Source organism: Clostridia bacterium, from assembly GCA_036654455.1.
In the GTDB taxonomy this organism is placed as follows: domain Bacteria; phylum Bacillota; class Clostridia; order Christensenellales; family CAG-314; genus JAVVRZ01.
In genome coordinates, this window is sequence record JAVVRZ010000003.1 from 49,140 (window position 1) to 64,671 (window position 15,532).

20 protein-coding genes and 1 tRNA gene are annotated in these 15,532 nt (G+C 37.6%); 6 read left to right on the forward strand and 15 right to left on the reverse strand.

Features of this window, described 5'->3' with window-relative positions:
* Nucleotides 1-11 precede the first annotated feature (11 nt).
* The 9 genes from RR062_04055 to RR062_04095 all read right to left on the reverse strand — a co-directional run bounded on the left by RR062_04055 (nt 12) and on the right by RR062_04095 (nt 5,554).
* A complete protein-coding gene (locus tag RR062_04055; protein MEG2026882.1) occupies nt 12-377 on the reverse strand; it encodes a (2Fe-2S) ferredoxin domain-containing protein in 366 nt (121 codons plus the stop codon).
* Nucleotides 374-931 carry an ATP-binding protein gene (locus RR062_04060; protein MEG2026883.1) on the reverse strand — a complete coding sequence of 186 codons (558 nt, stop codon included), beginning with the start codon at nt 929-931 and terminating at the stop codon, nt 374-376. Before RR062_04060 ends, RR062_04055 begins: the two co-directional genes overlap by 4 nt.
* Complete coding sequence (locus RR062_04065; protein ID MEG2026884.1) at nt 928-1,644, reverse strand: phosphoesterase; 717 nt, start codon at nt 1,642-1,644, stop codon at nt 928-930. The genes RR062_04060 and RR062_04065 overlap by 4 nt, the downstream gene beginning before the upstream one ends.
* Nucleotides 1,628-1,984 carry a hypothetical protein gene (locus tag RR062_04070; GenBank protein ID MEG2026885.1) on the reverse strand — a complete coding sequence of 119 codons (357 nt, stop codon included), beginning with the start codon at nt 1,982-1,984 and terminating at the stop codon, nt 1,628-1,630. The genes RR062_04065 and RR062_04070 overlap by 17 nt, the downstream gene beginning before the upstream one ends.
* Nucleotides 1,974-3,224, reverse strand: coding sequence for a [Fe-Fe] hydrogenase large subunit C-terminal domain-containing protein (locus RR062_04075; protein ID MEG2026886.1), 1,251 nt, complete (start codon nt 3,222-3,224; stop codon nt 1,974-1,976). The genes RR062_04070 and RR062_04075 overlap by 11 nt, the downstream gene beginning before the upstream one ends.
* Before the next feature lie 19 nt (nt 3,225-3,243).
* Nucleotides 3,244-3,663 carry an ATP-binding protein gene (locus RR062_04080; protein MEG2026887.1) on the reverse strand — a complete coding sequence of 140 codons (420 nt, stop codon included), beginning with the start codon at nt 3,661-3,663 and terminating at the stop codon, nt 3,244-3,246.
* Nucleotides 3,663-4,007: a DRTGG domain-containing protein gene (locus RR062_04085; protein ID MEG2026888.1), complete on the reverse strand. Its 345-nt coding sequence runs from the start codon at nt 4,005-4,007 to the stop codon at nt 3,663-3,665. Before RR062_04085 ends, RR062_04080 begins: the two co-directional genes overlap by 1 nt.
* 14 nt (nt 4,008-4,021) lie before the next feature.
* Complete coding sequence (locus RR062_04090; protein ID MEG2026889.1) at nt 4,022-4,522, reverse strand: NAD(P)H-dependent oxidoreductase subunit E; 501 nt, start codon at nt 4,520-4,522, stop codon at nt 4,022-4,024.
* A 132-nt stretch (nt 4,523-4,654) separates the two neighbouring features.
* Entirely contained in the window at nt 4,655-5,554 is a 900-nt protein-coding gene (locus RR062_04095; GenBank protein MEG2026890.1) for a diaminopimelate dehydrogenase, read from the reverse strand.
* Nucleotides 5,555-5,710: 156 nt separating this feature from the next.
* On the opposite strand from RR062_04095, the gene RR062_04100 reads away from it, so the two are divergent.
* The 3 genes from RR062_04100 (at nt 5,711) to groL (ending at nt 8,295) form a co-directional block, all read left to right on the forward strand.
* On the forward strand, nt 5,711-6,172 hold the full coding sequence (locus RR062_04100; GenBank protein ID MEG2026891.1) for a dCMP deaminase family protein: 462 nt from the start codon (nt 5,711-5,713) through the stop codon (nt 6,170-6,172).
* 201 nt (nt 6,173-6,373) lie between these two features.
* Nucleotides 6,374-6,658, forward strand: a complete 285-nt coding sequence (locus RR062_04105; GenBank protein ID MEG2026892.1) for a co-chaperone GroES — start codon at nt 6,374-6,376, stop codon at nt 6,656-6,658.
* 14 nt (nt 6,659-6,672) lie between these two features.
* Nucleotides 6,673-8,295, forward strand: a complete 1,623-nt coding sequence (gene groL / locus RR062_04110; protein MEG2026893.1) for a chaperonin GroEL — start codon at nt 6,673-6,675, stop codon at nt 8,293-8,295.
* Nucleotides 8,296-8,468: 173 nt separating this feature from the next.
* On the opposite strand, the gene RR062_04115 is transcribed toward groL, so the two are convergent.
* On the reverse strand, nt 8,469-8,942 hold the full coding sequence (locus RR062_04115) for a YbaK/EbsC family protein (protein ID MEG2026894.1): 474 nt from the start codon (nt 8,940-8,942) through the stop codon (nt 8,469-8,471).
* Nucleotides 8,943-9,140: 198 nt separating this feature from the next.
* On the opposite strand from RR062_04115, the gene RR062_04120 reads away from it, so the two are divergent.
* Nucleotides 9,141-9,656 (forward strand): DUF2871 family protein, encoded by a 516-nt coding sequence (locus RR062_04120; protein ID MEG2026895.1) that lies wholly within the window; start codon nt 9,141-9,143, stop codon nt 9,654-9,656.
* A gap of 81 nt (nt 9,657-9,737) precedes the next feature.
* Here the strand turns inward: RR062_04120 and RR062_04125 are convergent.
* The 4 genes from RR062_04125 to RR062_04140 all read right to left on the reverse strand — a co-directional run bounded on the left by RR062_04125 (nt 9,738) and on the right by RR062_04140 (nt 11,385).
* Nucleotides 9,738-9,811, reverse strand: a tRNA-Gly gene (locus RR062_04125).
* Between the two features lie 437 nt (nt 9,812-10,248).
* Nucleotides 10,249-10,743 (reverse strand): hypothetical protein, encoded by a 495-nt coding sequence (locus RR062_04130; protein ID MEG2026896.1) that lies wholly within the window; start codon nt 10,741-10,743, stop codon nt 10,249-10,251.
* Entirely contained in the window at nt 10,733-10,891 is a 159-nt protein-coding gene (locus RR062_04135; GenBank protein ID MEG2026897.1) for a hypothetical protein, read from the reverse strand. The genes RR062_04130 and RR062_04135 overlap by 11 nt, the downstream gene beginning before the upstream one ends.
* Nucleotides 10,888-11,385 carry a helix-turn-helix transcriptional regulator gene (locus tag RR062_04140; GenBank protein MEG2026898.1) on the reverse strand — a complete coding sequence of 166 codons (498 nt, stop codon included), beginning with the start codon at nt 11,383-11,385 and terminating at the stop codon, nt 10,888-10,890. The genes RR062_04135 and RR062_04140 overlap by 4 nt, the downstream gene beginning before the upstream one ends.
* A 133-nt stretch (nt 11,386-11,518) precedes the next feature.
* Here RR062_04140 and RR062_04145 point away from each other — a divergent pair, with 133 nt between their 5' ends.
* Nucleotides 11,519-12,331, forward strand: coding sequence for an SDR family NAD(P)-dependent oxidoreductase (locus tag RR062_04145; GenBank protein ID MEG2026899.1), 813 nt, complete (start codon nt 11,519-11,521; stop codon nt 12,329-12,331).
* Nucleotides 12,332-12,523: 192 nt separating this feature from the next.
* Here RR062_04145 and RR062_04150 read toward each other — a convergent pair whose 3' ends face one another.
* On the reverse strand, nt 12,524-13,963 hold the full coding sequence (locus RR062_04150) for an MFS transporter (protein ID MEG2026900.1): 1,440 nt from the start codon (nt 13,961-13,963) through the stop codon (nt 12,524-12,526).
* A gap of 172 nt (nt 13,964-14,135) precedes the next feature.
* Here RR062_04150 and RR062_04155 point away from each other — a divergent pair, with 172 nt between their 5' ends.
* Nucleotides 14,136-15,518, forward strand: a complete 1,383-nt coding sequence (locus tag RR062_04155) for a glycine--tRNA ligase (GenBank protein MEG2026901.1) — start codon at nt 14,136-14,138, stop codon at nt 15,516-15,518.
* The last annotated feature ends 14 nt before the right edge of the window (nt 15,519-15,532 follow it).

Consider the following 15,532-nt stretch of genomic DNA (forward strand, 5'->3'; position numbering starts at 1 on the left):
TTCTCCTCCGTTTATACTAAATTTATATATTCTTTTACTGGGTTGCCATTGACTAGATGCTCGGTGACAATTCTGGCAACTTTTTCGGGAGTAACCAACACATAAGTAACTTTTTCTTTGTTGGGCATAAACACTTCTACGATAGGCTCGTATTTGCACATACCTATACAGCCGGTTTGGCTGACAATAACATTTTTAAGGTTGCGTTTAGCTACCTCGGCAATTAATTCGTTTAATACTGGTCTTGCGCCTGCCGCTATACCGCAAGTTGCCATACCAACAACAACTCGGGTTGTTTCTTCGCCGACATTTTGACGATTAAGCCCCATATTAAGCACTTTTTCTTTGATTGCGTTAAGCTCTTGTAAAGATTTCATAAAATCTCATATCCTCCATTTGTCTTATTTATATTCTCTAAAATATAATTACTAATAAATTGCGTCACTTCGGGTTGAACTATTGATACTTCGCCTAGCATTTCTTTAATTTCTAAGGTGCTAAATATAAACTCCTGTTTATTTACTCTGTAAGTAAATAGGTAGTTAATATTCTGGTTTGCTTGAATTAACAAACTAATAGTCGAAGCAAGGTCGCCCATAGGCATACGGTCAATATTGTTTATTTCAAAGGTAGCCGTAATAGTCGTGCCAAAGCCTACCTTAGAGGTAATGTTAAAACTGCCGTTTGACTGCAAGGCCGAAAGCTTAAATAGTGGTATTCCTAAGCCGACTTTGCGAGTTGTGCGAGTTGTGGTAAAAGGGTCACAAACCTTAGCTATAAACTCTTGACTCATACCGCAACCATTGTCGGTAATTACTAGGGTAAGCAAATTGACGCTAAAATTATAATCTACCACAATATCAATTTGAGTTGAACCCGCTGTAATTGAGTTGTTGACTATATCTAATATATTTAGTGATAATTCTTTCATAATTTGTTTGGTCTAACCGACAGCATATTAATTAAGTTGGTCTTTGACAAACTGTCAAGTTCGATATAACTGCTAAATCTAACTAACGCCTCGATATTATGAGCGTCGCTGTCGCAAATGATGTTATATTTGCCACGATATTGTTCTATCAAACTAGCCGGACAAACAGACGACACTTCAAGAGTAGTTACGTTGAGGTCTGGCGGAAGGCTACCCAGTACGGACAATACGCTAAAACTATCTCGGTCTATGTGAGCTGGAATTGCAACCCCGCCTAACTTTGACACCTCGTCTACGAGTTCAAAAATATCGTAACAAGTCGCAACGTTAAGCAAATCGTCGTATTGTTTAACGACGTTGTCGTCTTTATCTAATACAAGTTGCTTGTTGTAAAAAGAGGTGTTAAGCGGATATTTTGGTATTTGCTGATAAATACGCTTAAATAAATCTAACCCTTGCTTATATGTTCTAAAAAGACATAGAACGTGTATTTCTTCGCTAGTAGTAACTTCCATAGCCGGAATTGTAACTATGCCATACTGTCTTGCATACGCTTCTAACGCAGGGTAATTCTCGATTGCGTTATGGTCGGCAAGAGCGATAATTTGGGTATCCAGAAGATGGCTCATATTGACAATATTTGAAATTGTATTATCTTCTTCTGCGCAACCGCTCAATACCGAATGAATATGTAAATCAGCCTTTATTTGCATTGATATACTCCACAATTAGTCTAGCCGAATCAAATGATGTTAACTTTGTGCCGAGTATGCAAATATTCTGGGTTTGCGCCCTTTCAAGTAGAACAGCGTCGGGTATAACCGAATCGCAAAGCAACACACAACTACATTCGGTAAGCTTAGCAACCGCAAGTACATTGACGTTAGACATAATTGTTAGCCAACAACAATTTGTTTGAGCTTTGCCCATTACAAAGCTAAGTAAGTCCCCTATGTAGAAGTTTGTAACCGAACAAGTTTCGCCCGGAACATAAGTCGTAGCCGAAACAATACTGGCTATATCTCTATTAGTAAGGGGTATATTATTTGTCATTTTTAAGCCTCATCATAACGCATTGTTTAATGTCGACTAGACCCTGCACTACGTCTTCGGCAAAAGAACGGCAGTTAGGCGAACCGCATACGCCACAATCTAATCTAGGCAAACAATTAAGAACTTTTTCGAGGTGTTCCATCTTATCCATAGCTACGGTTATGTCGCTATCTAGCTTGTACACGTCCTTAGTTTGCCATTCCCAAGAGTCTTGGTAATATTCTACGGGCTTATCTAATCTATCGCACGAATTTGTCTTATTTAATAAAGTAGTCTTGCGCAAAGTGTGAATTTTGCTCTTAGCGATAAAAGTATTGATAACGTTAAACACTCCGCCTACGCAACCGCTGTGACAAGCGTGTAATTCGACAAAGTCAATATTTTCTAATTTGCCGTCTTCTAGCTCACGCAAAATTGAAATGCAGTTGTCAATGCCGTCAGCCGCAAGTTGACGAGTGTTAGGAAAACTTGCCGCTTCGCCTCCGCTAGTCGACCAAGCTATGCCGTTGCTTGACGCTTTAAGCCTTTGCTTGATAACTACGTCGTCTTTATCTACCTTTTGCAAACGTTTGCAAACTTCTGACACGCTTAACGCCCCAGAAAGTTCGGGTACGCTTGAATAAAAACCATCGATTATAGCTTGCGCTTTTGCCGGGCAAGGAGAAATGTAGAATACGCCGATTTCGCTGTCGGGTAAACCGCTAAGCTCTCTCGCTTCGGCTCGGGCTTCCTTTGCGGCAAGCACAAGAGGCGGTAAATGAGTTACTAAATTATCTTTTAAACATTGATATTTTGTTAAAATAAGTTCTACGCAAGCCGGGCAAACAGTTGAAATTGCCGGAGTCTTGCAGTCGCCCATAATAAAGGTTTCACGTTTGATTAAGGACAATAAGTCTGAGGCACGAGCAGTTTCGTAAACGTGGTCAAAACCTATGTTATATAAACCATTAAGGATTAAATCTGGGTCGTCTAAGTGAGGAAATTGAGCAAATAAGCACGAAGGCGCAAGCGCAACGTTAAATTTATAATTGCCTAGCGTATCAAAACCGTCGCATTGGGCGGAAATGGCGTGAGAAGGGCAAGCTCTAACGCAATTACCACAAGAAATACACTTGTCATAATTGATTGACGCTTTACCTTGACGAACTCTTATTGCTTGGGTTGGGCATTTCTTCATACAGTTAGTACAGCCCACACACTTAGCGGTGTCTAATTGAATTGACTTAAACCCCTTAGTCATATTGTCCACCTAATAAAAATTACATTTTGAATGTCATTGTTATGGTAGTGCCTACGCCTACCGTTGATTGAATATCCATAGAATCGCTATATTTTTTCATATTTGGCAGTCCCATACCTGCGCCAAAACCTAATTCTCGTATCTGCGAAGTAGCGGTTGAATAACCTTCCTTCATCGCTAGTTCGATATTTTCTATGCCCTTGCCGGTGTCGGCAAGCGTAACGGTAATAACGCTAGGGTCCATTGTAACAATAGCGTAACCGCCGTTTGCGTGGATAACCATATTTATTTCGCCCTCGTACATAGCTATTACCACACGGCGAATTGTTTCGTCGGCAATACCTAGTTGTTTAAGCCTAGATTTAATCTGTTGAGAGGCGTGACCGGCAAGGTCAAAATTACTGCCGTCTACCTCAAACTTCCACTCTATATTTGGCATCACATACCACCTATTATGCCGGCGGAATAGAGCTTACCGCAAGCGGTAAACATTTTCTCTTTGGTTGTAAGCAAAATTATGTTGTTTTCTTTGGCTAGTTGAATGGTCTTGTCGTCGGGCAACTTGCCACGAACAAAACAAACGCATTTCATATCCATCATAAGAGCAGTTCTAACTACTTGCGGATTGGCTAGCCCGGTAAGAAGAACAGCTTGGTCTTTGACCATAGCAAGCACGTCGGACATCATATCGCTACCGCAAGCCGATACGATGTTAGTATCAAGTAAATCTTCTCCGTTTAGCACATCTGCGCTCAATAAAGTTGCTACTTCTCTTATAGTCATAACTACTTACTTCCTTATAAATTTCTGTATTTATCTACAATTTCATCAACTAATTTGGGTGTCATTTTGCCGTATACGTCTTCGTTTACCGTAAGCACCGGCGCAAGACCGCAACAACCTACGCAACGCATAACTGTAATTGAGAATTTGCCGTCGTCTGTGCATTCGCCTTCGCTAATACCGAGTACGGTAATAAGCCTATCAAGGACGGCTTTGGCGTCGTTGACATAGCAAGCTGTGCCTAAACATACTGCAAAATTGTATTTTCCCTTAGGAAATAAGCTAAATTGTGAGTAGAAAGTGCCGATACCGTACAATTCTTCTTCCGACCTATTAATAGCCTTGCTAACCCTAGTAAGTACTTGTTTAGGCAAATAACCATAAATTACTTGTACTTCTTCAAGCACGGCTACCGCCGAATCTTTAATACCGGCATACTTGTCAAGAACGGCTTGTAATCTCTTTGCCTGTTCGGCTGTTTCTAAAAAATCACCTTGAATTACTTTTGAGCTCATTGTCTTCCCCCTTTGGTATGTATAAATATATTTTTTTAAAGTATAACCTTAAAGAGTTTAACATTATTTAGGGCATAAGTCAATAGCAATTTGTTTAAATGTTCTAACATTTTTCGCAAGCGGTAAGCTATTTTAAATTAAAGTCCAGATGTCGCTTCTTTCACTTAAAAAATACTTAAATGGTATATCCATCAAGGTATATGCCCCTTTTTGAGTCAATTTATCAATAGAAAACGATATAGCCCGCATAATACAAGCCGTAAAATACGGGTTAGATTTCATACGACAAGCAAGCGTTAAGTCGTAGTTTTTACCTACGCAAATTACTTCGCCCTTGTGAGAAATATCATTCTTAACAGAAGCAAATTCTTCTTGATTTACAAAGATTATTTCGCAGGGATAATCGGCAAAGTAGTTGTAGTCGCCTAGTATTTGCCTTGCAATCTTTGCGTTATCGGCATTGTTTTTAGGTAAAACTATAACTTTTCTTATATGTTTTTGGTAAGGTTTTTTACTTGGTTGACCTTGATAAGCCAAAGAAATTTCGCTTTCGACAGGTATAGTATAAGCTACGCAGTCTTCTACCCCTTCAATTTTTCTTACGGCGGAAGAATGACCTAGCGAAACGCCCTTGCCCCAAAAAGTATGAGTATTGCCTAATCGACTTGAAATTGCCCTAGCAAGCGAAAAAAGTCCGCAGTCCCACCCTGCGCCAACTATTGCGATATTATTATTGCTTTTTGCATTTTTGTCAGCGGTATCAAAATATTCTTTAAAATTACCGTGAACGTCGTAACAATCAATGGTAGAAGTATAACGCAAAACTTCGCCGAGCTTTTGAGGCAATATGGTCGAGCTTAGGCACATATAAGCGTAAGTTAAGTTGTGTCTACCAAGTTTATCGTAATCAAAATAATCAAACGAAGTAGAAATATTCTTTTGCGAAGTATAAATAATGGCTTGCTCATTATGTTCTTGCAAAAGTTGCTCTACCGCCTTGCCCAAAGCGCCGTAACCTATAATTCCTAACATTTGTTTTTACCTCACAACATATTTATAATAAAATAAGACTTTTTACAAAATTTGATTAGCCCTTACTAAATATATGCTAAACAATATTACTAATTAACACTTGACAACTAAGTTAGCGGTAAACTACAATTAATCTATAATAAGGAGAAAACAAGTATGGATAAGTGGGATAAAAGATTTATGCAACTTGCCTATGCCGTTGCATCGTGGAGTAGTTGTTATCAAACAAATAGACACGTTGGGGCTGTCGTTATCAAAGATAAACGCATATTGACAACGGGCTATAACGGAGCGCCTAGCAATATTACAAGTTGCCTAGATAAAGGCGAATGTATGCGCAGAAAACTAGACATTCTTTCCGGCACAAGACAGGAATTATGTTACGCCGTTCACGCCGAACAAAACGCAATAATACAAGCCGCAAGAATTGGCATAAGCCTAAACAACGCAACTATGTATGTCACGCATCAACCTTGTATAATATGCGCAAAAATGATTATCAATAGCGGTATTAGCCGAATTGTATATAACGAAGGCTACCCCGACGAATTTGCCCTTCAACTATTTAAAGAAGCTAATCTTACGGTAGAAAAATGCGATTATGAATTGCCGTTATAGTAAAACAAAAATTACCGCAAAGCTTTAAAAAGCTCTTTTACATAATTAAACAAAATCTATAAATATTTGCATTTTTTTATAAAAAAAGTGGTAATTAAATCTTGACATTTCATTTTATATGGTTTAAAATATTAGCAGTCTAATAGATAGACTGCTAATTTACATTAGTAAAATAAAAAATAAATATATTGGAGGCAAAATATGAAAGTAAAACCATTATTTGACAAAGTGGTAGTAAAAACGGCAGAAGAAACTAAGACAAACGCTTCGGGTATAATTCTTCCTACTTCGGCGCAAGAAAAACAAGAAATAGCCGAAGTTATAGCTGTTGGCGAAGGCGGAATTATCGACGGAAAAGAAATTGTTATGAAAGTAAAAGTCGGCGACAAGGTGCTATACAGCAAATACGCAGGCAGTCAATTTAAACTTGACGGACAAGAATTTACAATTATTCGTCAAAATGACATACTAGCAATAGTTGAATAAAGGAGAAAACAATTATGGCAAAACAATTAAAATATGGACAAGAAGCAAGACAAGCTCTCGAAAGCGGAGTTAATCAACTCGCCGACACGGTAAAAATTACGCTTGGACCAAAAGGCAGAAACGTAGTGCTTGAACGCAAATATGGCTCGCCGTTAATTACTAACGACGGCGTTACAATCGCCAAAGAAATAGAGCTAGACGACCCCTTTGAAAATATGGGCGCTCAAATAATTAAAGAAGTATCGACAAAAACTAACGACGTAGCAGGCGACGGCACAACAACAGCCGTAGTACTTGCGCAAGCTATTATTAAAGAAGGTAGCAAAAACGTAGCCGCAGGCGCAAACCCAATTATCCTTAAAAAGGGTATTTCGCAAGCAATCGACGCGTGCGTAGAAAAACTTAAACAAATTAGCAAGCCTATAAGCGGAAAAACCAACATCGCCCAAGTCGCTTCTATCTCGGCAGGCGACGAAGAAGTCGGCGCTTTAATTGCCGACGCTATGGAAAAAGTTGGCAACGACGGCGTTATCACGGTAGAAGAAAGTAAAACTATGCGTACCGAATTAAGCGTAGTTGAAGGTATGCAATTTGACAGAGGTTACGCTTCTCCTTATATGGCAACCGACCTAGAAAAGATGGTTGCAAGCCTAGATAACCCTTATATTTTAATTACCGACAAAAAGATTAGCGTTATTGCCGATATTCTACCTATATTAGAACAAATTGTAAAATTAGGACAAAAACTACTTATTATAGCCGAAGACGTGGAGGGCGAAGCGCTTACTACGCTTATACTTAACAAACTTCGTGGTTCGTTTGTATGCGTAGCGGTTAAAGCTCCCGGCTTTGGCGATAGAAGAAAAGCTATGCTAGAAGATATCGCAATTCTTACAGGCGGAACAGTAATTACCGACGAACTAGGTCTTGACCTTAAATCTACAACCCTTGATATGCTAGGCAGAGCTAAACAAGTAAAAGTTGACAAGGACAATACAATTATTGTAGAGGGTTCGGGCAAAGTTAAAGCTATCAAGCAAAGAGTAGAACAAATTAAAGCTCAAATGGTAGCTTGCACAAGCGACTATGACAAAGAAAAATATCAAGAAAGGCTGGCTAAACTTGCAGGCGGAGTAGCCGTTATAAACGTAGGCGCAGCAACCGAACTTGAAATGAAAGAGAAAAAATTGCGTATTGAAGACGCTCTTAATGCAACCAGAGCGGCGGTAGAAGAAGGCATTGTTCCCGGTGGCGGAATTGCGCTCTTATCGGCTCTAAGCGACGTTGAAAAACTTATTCTTACTCTTTCGGGCGACCAAAAGACAGGCGCTGAGATAATCAAACACATCTTACACGCTCCAATAATGCAAATTGCAAATAACGCAGGCGTAGAAGGCAGTATAATTGTTTATAATATTCTACAAGCTAACAAAACTAATTATGGTTACGACGCTCTTAACGACAAGTATGTCGATATGGTTGATAGCGGTATTATTGACCCGACAAAAGTAGTAAGAAGCGCGCTACAAAATGCAGGCAGTATTGCAAGCACCTTGCTTACAACCGAAAGCTTAGTTTGCGATATACCTACTCCACCCGTAGCTCCTACCGCTCCGCAAAATCCAGATATGTACTAAAAAGTATAACAAAACCAAAATTACTTTTTAGGGGCTTGAACAAATTTGTTCAAGCCCCTACTTTATTGCTAAAATTACTTTTTTAAAATTACCTAACTTCTACTTAATTTTTAAACTTCTACTATTTAATTTAGTATAAAATATTTTTAATAGTTAAAAATTTTCTTTATTATTTAAACTACGATTTTTTTGGTAAGGTCAACCCAGGCTGTATAATTACTTAGCTGTTCAAGCTCGTCTATTGTTAATTTTATCGCCGAATTATCTGTTCCGCAAGAAGGGTAAACATATTGATTTGCTTTTAAAGAAACATCAAGATAGACCGAAATTTGGCTAGGTATGCCAAAAGGGCAAACTCCGCCTATCTCGTGATTGGTAAATTCCACAACTTGTTGGCTTGTAAGCATGGTCGCTTTTTTGCCAAAGTAATCTTTATAAAGACGATTGTCGACCTTGCAATCGCCGGCGACAAGTATCATTATACATTTGCCGTCAAGCAAAAACGTAAGCGACTTAGCAATTTGAGCGGGAGATACACCTACGGCAAGGCTTGCTAACGCAACAGTTGCCGAACTAATGTCAAATAACATAATTTTTTTGTCAAAGCCGAATTTTTGTAAATAGAGTTTAGCATTTTCAAGCGACATAATTTTTCTCCAAAGTAACAGTTTATGTATATGGGAGCATTTAATTTTATTTAATTGTACCTAAGTTTAAGATAAAAATCAAGCAAGTTAGCGAAAGAGAATAAACAAACAATTATTACGTAACTGTGGTATAATTAAAATATAATGCAAGTTAGCCTTAATTTACAAAATACGACAGCTAAAAATATTGGAGGAAATATGAAAAATAGTAAGACGAACAAAAATTTATCGATTAAGGAATTAATTTCTACTTTTATTGCCTTTATTACTCTTGCCCTAGTTGTAGAAGTAGCAATTCTTGTGACAACAAAACTTGTGGGTTGGCAACCGTCAATTATGGGTAGACCCTGGGTAGTCTCGGCGCACGTACATATTATGGTGCTTGGAGCTTTCTTTACCCTTATAATGATGCTACTTGACAAAAGTTATTCGATTACTAAGACTAAATTATTTAAACCTTTCTTTATTACCTATCTTGTAGGATTTAGCTTGCTACTTGCCTTTATATTATACAAAGGATTTGTTCAACTACTTGACGCAACAATCATTAACGGGCTACTGCAAGCCGGCGCAGGTCTTGCTCACATCACTATGTTTGTAAGTTTGTTTATGTTTTGCGCCGTACTTAAAGATGCTTGCAAAGAAAAACCGTTGCTAAATAAAGAACAACCTTATGTTCTTAGCTCAAACAACGACCAGTCAAATACAAAATAAATAAAAAAATTACAAACAAACGTCAACTGTCTAGTACAAACAAAAAACACTAAGAAGGCTAAAAAGCCCTTAGTGTTTTTTTGGAGCGGATGAAGGGAATCGAACCCTCAACTAAAGCTTGGGAAGCTTTCGTTTTGCCACTAAACTACATCCGCAAATATAAAATATTGTAAACTTTGCAAGTAACGCAAATATAAAAAGTCTGTAAGTCCAAAAACAAAATTTGTATATAGGCAAATATTTATATATGTTCATATTTGACAAGTGAACATTTGAACATATCTGCATACTCTACTGTTTTTGACTGTGTTGATTTTAACACAACCTTGACAAAAAATCAATATTTTTCTCTTGTTTGTTCGGTATTTTTATAAACATAGCTTTACTTTGATTATATGTTTAACCTAGTTAAAATATTTTATACTTTCTAAAATGTTATGTATGCCCCAGCCGACTTTTTTGCCGTAAACATAAGATAGACAAATTTGCCCCTACTTAATATATGCTAAGTAGAGGCAAATAAATGTTGTCTATGTTTTAAGAAACTACACGTGTTTATATGTTCATACGAACATTTGAATAAATTTGACTTTTATTCGTCTTCGTCGTCTTCGTCTTCGTCTTCTTCTTCTTCGTCTTCTTCTTCGTCTTCTTCTTCGTCGTCGTCTTCGTCGTCGTCTTCGTCTTCTTCTTCGTCGTCGTCTTCGTCTTCTTCGTCGTCGTCGTCTAAATCGTCTTTGTCTAAATCTTCCTTAGAAACCTCGTAGTGCATCAACAATTTAATGTCTTTGTCGTCCATAAAAGGGAGCATACTTTGCGTAATTGGCTTACCGTTATCGTTAATATACGCTAGCACAATTTGGTGCATGGCTTTACTTGAAATAAACGGATAAAACCCCGATAAACCATAATTTGCGTCGGGCTGATTGTAAAGTTTAACAAAAGCTTGATCTATTGCCTTTTCGCTTGCAAAAGGAAGTACTGAAACTACTTTTGACATAGCCAAATTATCCTTTTCAACTAGTTTGTTTAGATACAAATCAACGTCTTCTTCATCCATAAATGGAAGTAGGTTGCTAATTTTCATTTGCGTAACCTTCCTTATTTTTATTTTCTTGTTTTTTTATTGGTATACGATAGTATTTTTTGTTGTGACACAAGCCTGTTTCTTGATTTTTTACGCTAAAATTGTAATTATCTAAAATACAGCTAAAATTTGTAAAATCTACTTTCATATTCTCCTCCTAAATTTATTAGTTTTTATTTCTTCTTTATATAATTTTGAATTAAAAAATTGCTTTTCTAAGCCAGTTAGCATATTCCAAAGAGCTTCCATATCAGTATTTAGATATCTTTCTCTATTTTTTTTAATGCTTTTTAGTATAAGCATACGTTCTTCTAAGTTAAATTGGTCTATGCAATTTGCAAGATTTATATTCGTTTTGCCCTGTACGATTTGCCCGATAACATAGTTATGCGAACAATCTGCAAATAAGTCGTCTTCGCTGAGCTGTTTAGGGTTGTCAAGGCAAAGCAAAGTTTCTACATTAACGCCAAATAATTCGACAAGACAACAGATATTATCAATGGTAGGCAAGGCTAAACCTTGTTCCCAACGGCTTATAGCTTGTCTAGACACAAGCAGAGTTGTGGCTAATTCGTCTTGCGTAATGTTGAGCGAAGTTCTAAGATGTCGTATATTCGTTCCTATCTCGACTAAGTTAAGCATTTATTTCTCCTTGTTGTGATTGTATTGTATCACAACATAAATTACACTTCAAGCAATTAGTAATTGCCTATTTTGATAAAACACTTGAAACATAAAATACCTTGTGCTAAAATTATATTGCGGAGGTTAACTTATGAAATACGCTTTTGTTACCGGCAGTTGCGGAGGACTAGCCGACATAACTATACAAGAACTGTTGCGTTGCGGTTATACGGTGTTTGCAGGCGACAAACTAAATCAAACCGACACCATAAACGGCAATAGGCACGATATTCCTCTTGACGTGACCGACCAAACAAATATTGAACAGTGCGTGCAATATTGCAAACAATTTACCGACAAACTTGACATTGTGATAAACTTTGCAGGCATTGTTAGGCTAGGTTCGCTTATAGAAAACGCAGATAAATTGACGCAAATACTCAACATAAACGTAGTTGGAATGTATCTAGTAAATAAAGCTTTGTTTGAATTAGTTAGAAATGCAAAAGGTAGATATATTAATATTTCTAGCGAATACGGCAAGCTTGACGCCGTACCTTTTCACACCTATTACACGCTTGCGAAACACGGTGTTGAAGTATATAATGACGGACTGCGACGAGAGCTACAATTCTTTAATATTCCCGTAATAGCTATTCGACCCGGAGCATTTGCAACGGCTATGCAAGGTTCGATTGTAAATCAATTCGATACTCTTTTGCTCACTACAAATTATTACGTAACCCCATTGTTAAAAATGAAAAAGATGATGGAAAACGAACTAAAACGTGCTAAACACCCCGAAATTTTTCTTAAAACTATGCGCAAAGCCTTATTTAGCAAACACCCCAAAATATACTATAATGTGGGTAATAGCCTAAAAATGAAGTTGCTTAGCGTCCTACCGGCAAAACTACAAGATAAAATATTTAAGCTATATTTTCTTAAAAATAAAAACAAATAAATTTTTATAAAAATTAAATATTGTTAAGTTTTTGTAAAAATTAAACAAAACGTACGGCTAAATCATATCGCCTCTTTAAAGTATCTAACTTTTTGGGGCGTATTTGATTTAGCCGTCTTTTTAAAATATTAAAATTTTGGTTGTTACAGTTAATCCTTATAACAACTTCGTTACTATTGGCAAACTTAGACTTTAAGAGTTTGGCAAATTCTCAATTTCTTGCAAGTCCTGTTTCTCAGCTTTAATTCGCAAATTATGGTGTTTAATTGCAAATATAAGCGGAACTATTGCAAGAATAGTTATAATTAAACTTGCTAAAAATAGCCACTTTGTAGGCAAATACTGCCCTTCGACCTTAATACCTTCGATAATCATATCGGTGACTTCGCCCGTCGCTTTGATAATAGGATTAGCGATAAGCGGGCCTGCAACCATTGGGAATAAGACAAAGAACAATATGCGAATACCCTCAAATTGCCCTTTTTGTTCTTCGGGATAAAGTTTCTTCATCCAAACCATATAAGTTTGTATGCTTGCGACATAGCCTATGCCTACGCAAAGTATACCTAAATAAAGAGGAAGATTGTCAAGCGAAAGCCAAGCTCGGTAAGTCTCTCCCGAAGGAACTGTGGCAAGCGAATTGCCTTCGCCTACGCCAAAGAAAATAACAATGCACCCTATAACGGTAATTATAATCGAACCTATTGCAATTAAAGGAGATTTATTGTGATTAATTAAAAATATAAACGGAATTGTAATAAGCACCGAAAGGACAAGGGGTATGCCAAGCAATAATCCGCCGTTGCCTGCGCCAAAGTTAAGAGTATAGCAAAGCCAGTTCATAATATGCACAAAATAGCAGTTAAAACCTATGAAAAACACCGTTACGGTTAGGTTTACCCAAACTAGCTCTTTGCGTTTGAAAAATTCCTTAAAATTAAATACAGAAATAAATTGCTTCCAAAAACTGCCGTTTTTATAAGGTTTGAGCGTGGGCGAATCTTTTACGGCAAACAAAGCGATAAGACCAAAGATAATTACAAATACACCCATAATTATAAAGAATGCCATATAACCTGCGCCTCTATCGCTTGCGCCAAAGTAATCTATAATAACACCGCCAATTAGCGTGCCGACAAGCGTGCCGATTACGGGCTGAGCTGCAAGCGCCATACCTATTTGACCACGATTAGAGTCGTCTAACATATCCGAACACCAAGCGTTAAAACCGCTGTCATTGCCGGCAGAACCAAAGAAACTCATAATAGTGTCGGTCGCTACGATTATAATTGCAATTACTGCGATATTGTCGCTAATTGCGCCCCTATATAAGTGCGTCAAGCCATAAACTATTGTAAATATGCCCCAAGCTATGTAGCCAAAGGCTATAAAAGGTTTGCGTGTGCCTAGTCGGTCGGCAAGCGTACCAAATAAAAAAGTAGCAAAAGTAGTAGCTAGGGCGGAAAAAATCGTCATTGCCGTAACTATGCCTACATAAAAACCAAAGTCTGCATATAAATAGTTGGCAAACCAAGTATTCTCGACACACCAACAAAGCTGTCCTGCAAGACCTAGCGCCCAAATAAGAAACCAATTTTTAGCTCCAACTTTTTGTTTAGGTAAAACTGTCATAAATTTATCTGTTAGCTCCTTTAATGTAATATATTTATAGTTTAGTCACAAAACAAGCAAATGTCAATAGACATTTAAAAAATAAGCTATTTAGCATAAAGATAATATTTCCTTGACAAAATTAGGTAAAAAATCTACAATTAAATTAACAAAATAAAGGAAGTACATTTTAATGGCATTAACAATGGACAAGTTGGTTTCTCTTTGCAAAGGTAGAGGCTTTATATACGCAGGTAGCGAAATTTATGGCGGTCTAGCAAATACCTGGGACTACGGTCCGTTAGGCGTAGAGCTAAAAAACAACGTTAAAAAAGTTTGGTGGAAAAAATTTATACAAGAATCGCCTTATAATGTGGGCGTTGATTGCGCTATACTTATGAACCCAACAACGTGGCAAGCAAGCGGTCACTTAGGCAACTTTAACGACCCCTTAATGGACTGCAAATCTTGCAAATCTCGCCATAGAGCCGACGAATTAATCGAAAATTATTCTAATAAACACAACCTAAACATAAGTCTTGTTGGAAAAACATTTGCCGAAATGGAAGAAATTATTAAACAATATAATATTCCTTGCCCGGTCTGCGGTAATTGCAATTACACAAATATTAGACAGTTTAATATGATGTTTAAGACTTTTCAAGGCGTAAACGAGGACAGCGCAAATACAATCTATCTTCGCCCCGAAACAGCGCAAGGCATATTTGTAAATTTCAAAAACGTAGCCCGCACTACTCGTAAAAAAATACCTTTTGGCGTTGGTCAAATAGGCAAATCTTTTAGAAATGAAATTACGCCGGGCAACTTTACCTTCCGCACAAGAGAATTCGAACAAATGGAATTAGAATTTTTCTGCAAACCCGATACAGACCTAGAATGGTTTGAATATTGGAAGAATTTTTGTCATCAATGGCTACTTGACTTAGGCATACTCGAACAAAATCTTAGACTTAGAAATCACGAAAAAGCCGAGCTAAGTCACTACGCTAAGGCTACGACCGACTTTGAATTTGCTTTTCCTTTTGGTTGGGGCGAATTGTGGGGAGTTGCCGATAGAACCGACTTCGACCTTAAATGCCACCAAACTACAAGCGGAGAAAGTATGGAATATATCGACCCCTTTACCAACGAAAAATACGTACCCTATTGCGTTGAACCTTCGCTTGGCGCAGACCGTGTAACGCTTGCCTTTTTATGTAACGCATACGAAGAAGAGAATATTAGCGACGCCGACACAAGAGTAGTGCTACATTTGCACCCCGCCCTTGCGCCGATAAAAGTTGCAATTCTTCCCCTATCAAAAAAGCTCGGCGAAAAAGCTATTGAAATATATACCTCGCTATCTAAATATTTTGCGTGCGACTACGACGACGCAGGCAGTATTGGCAAACGCTATCGTAGACAAGACGAAATTGGCACTCCATTATGTATAACCGTTGACTTTGACAGCCAAGAAGACAATACAGTAACGCTAAGAAACCGTGACACTATGCAACAAATTAGATTAGAAATATCTCAACTTAAAGATTACGTCGCCAAATTTATTGAGTTTTAATTTATTACTTTAAC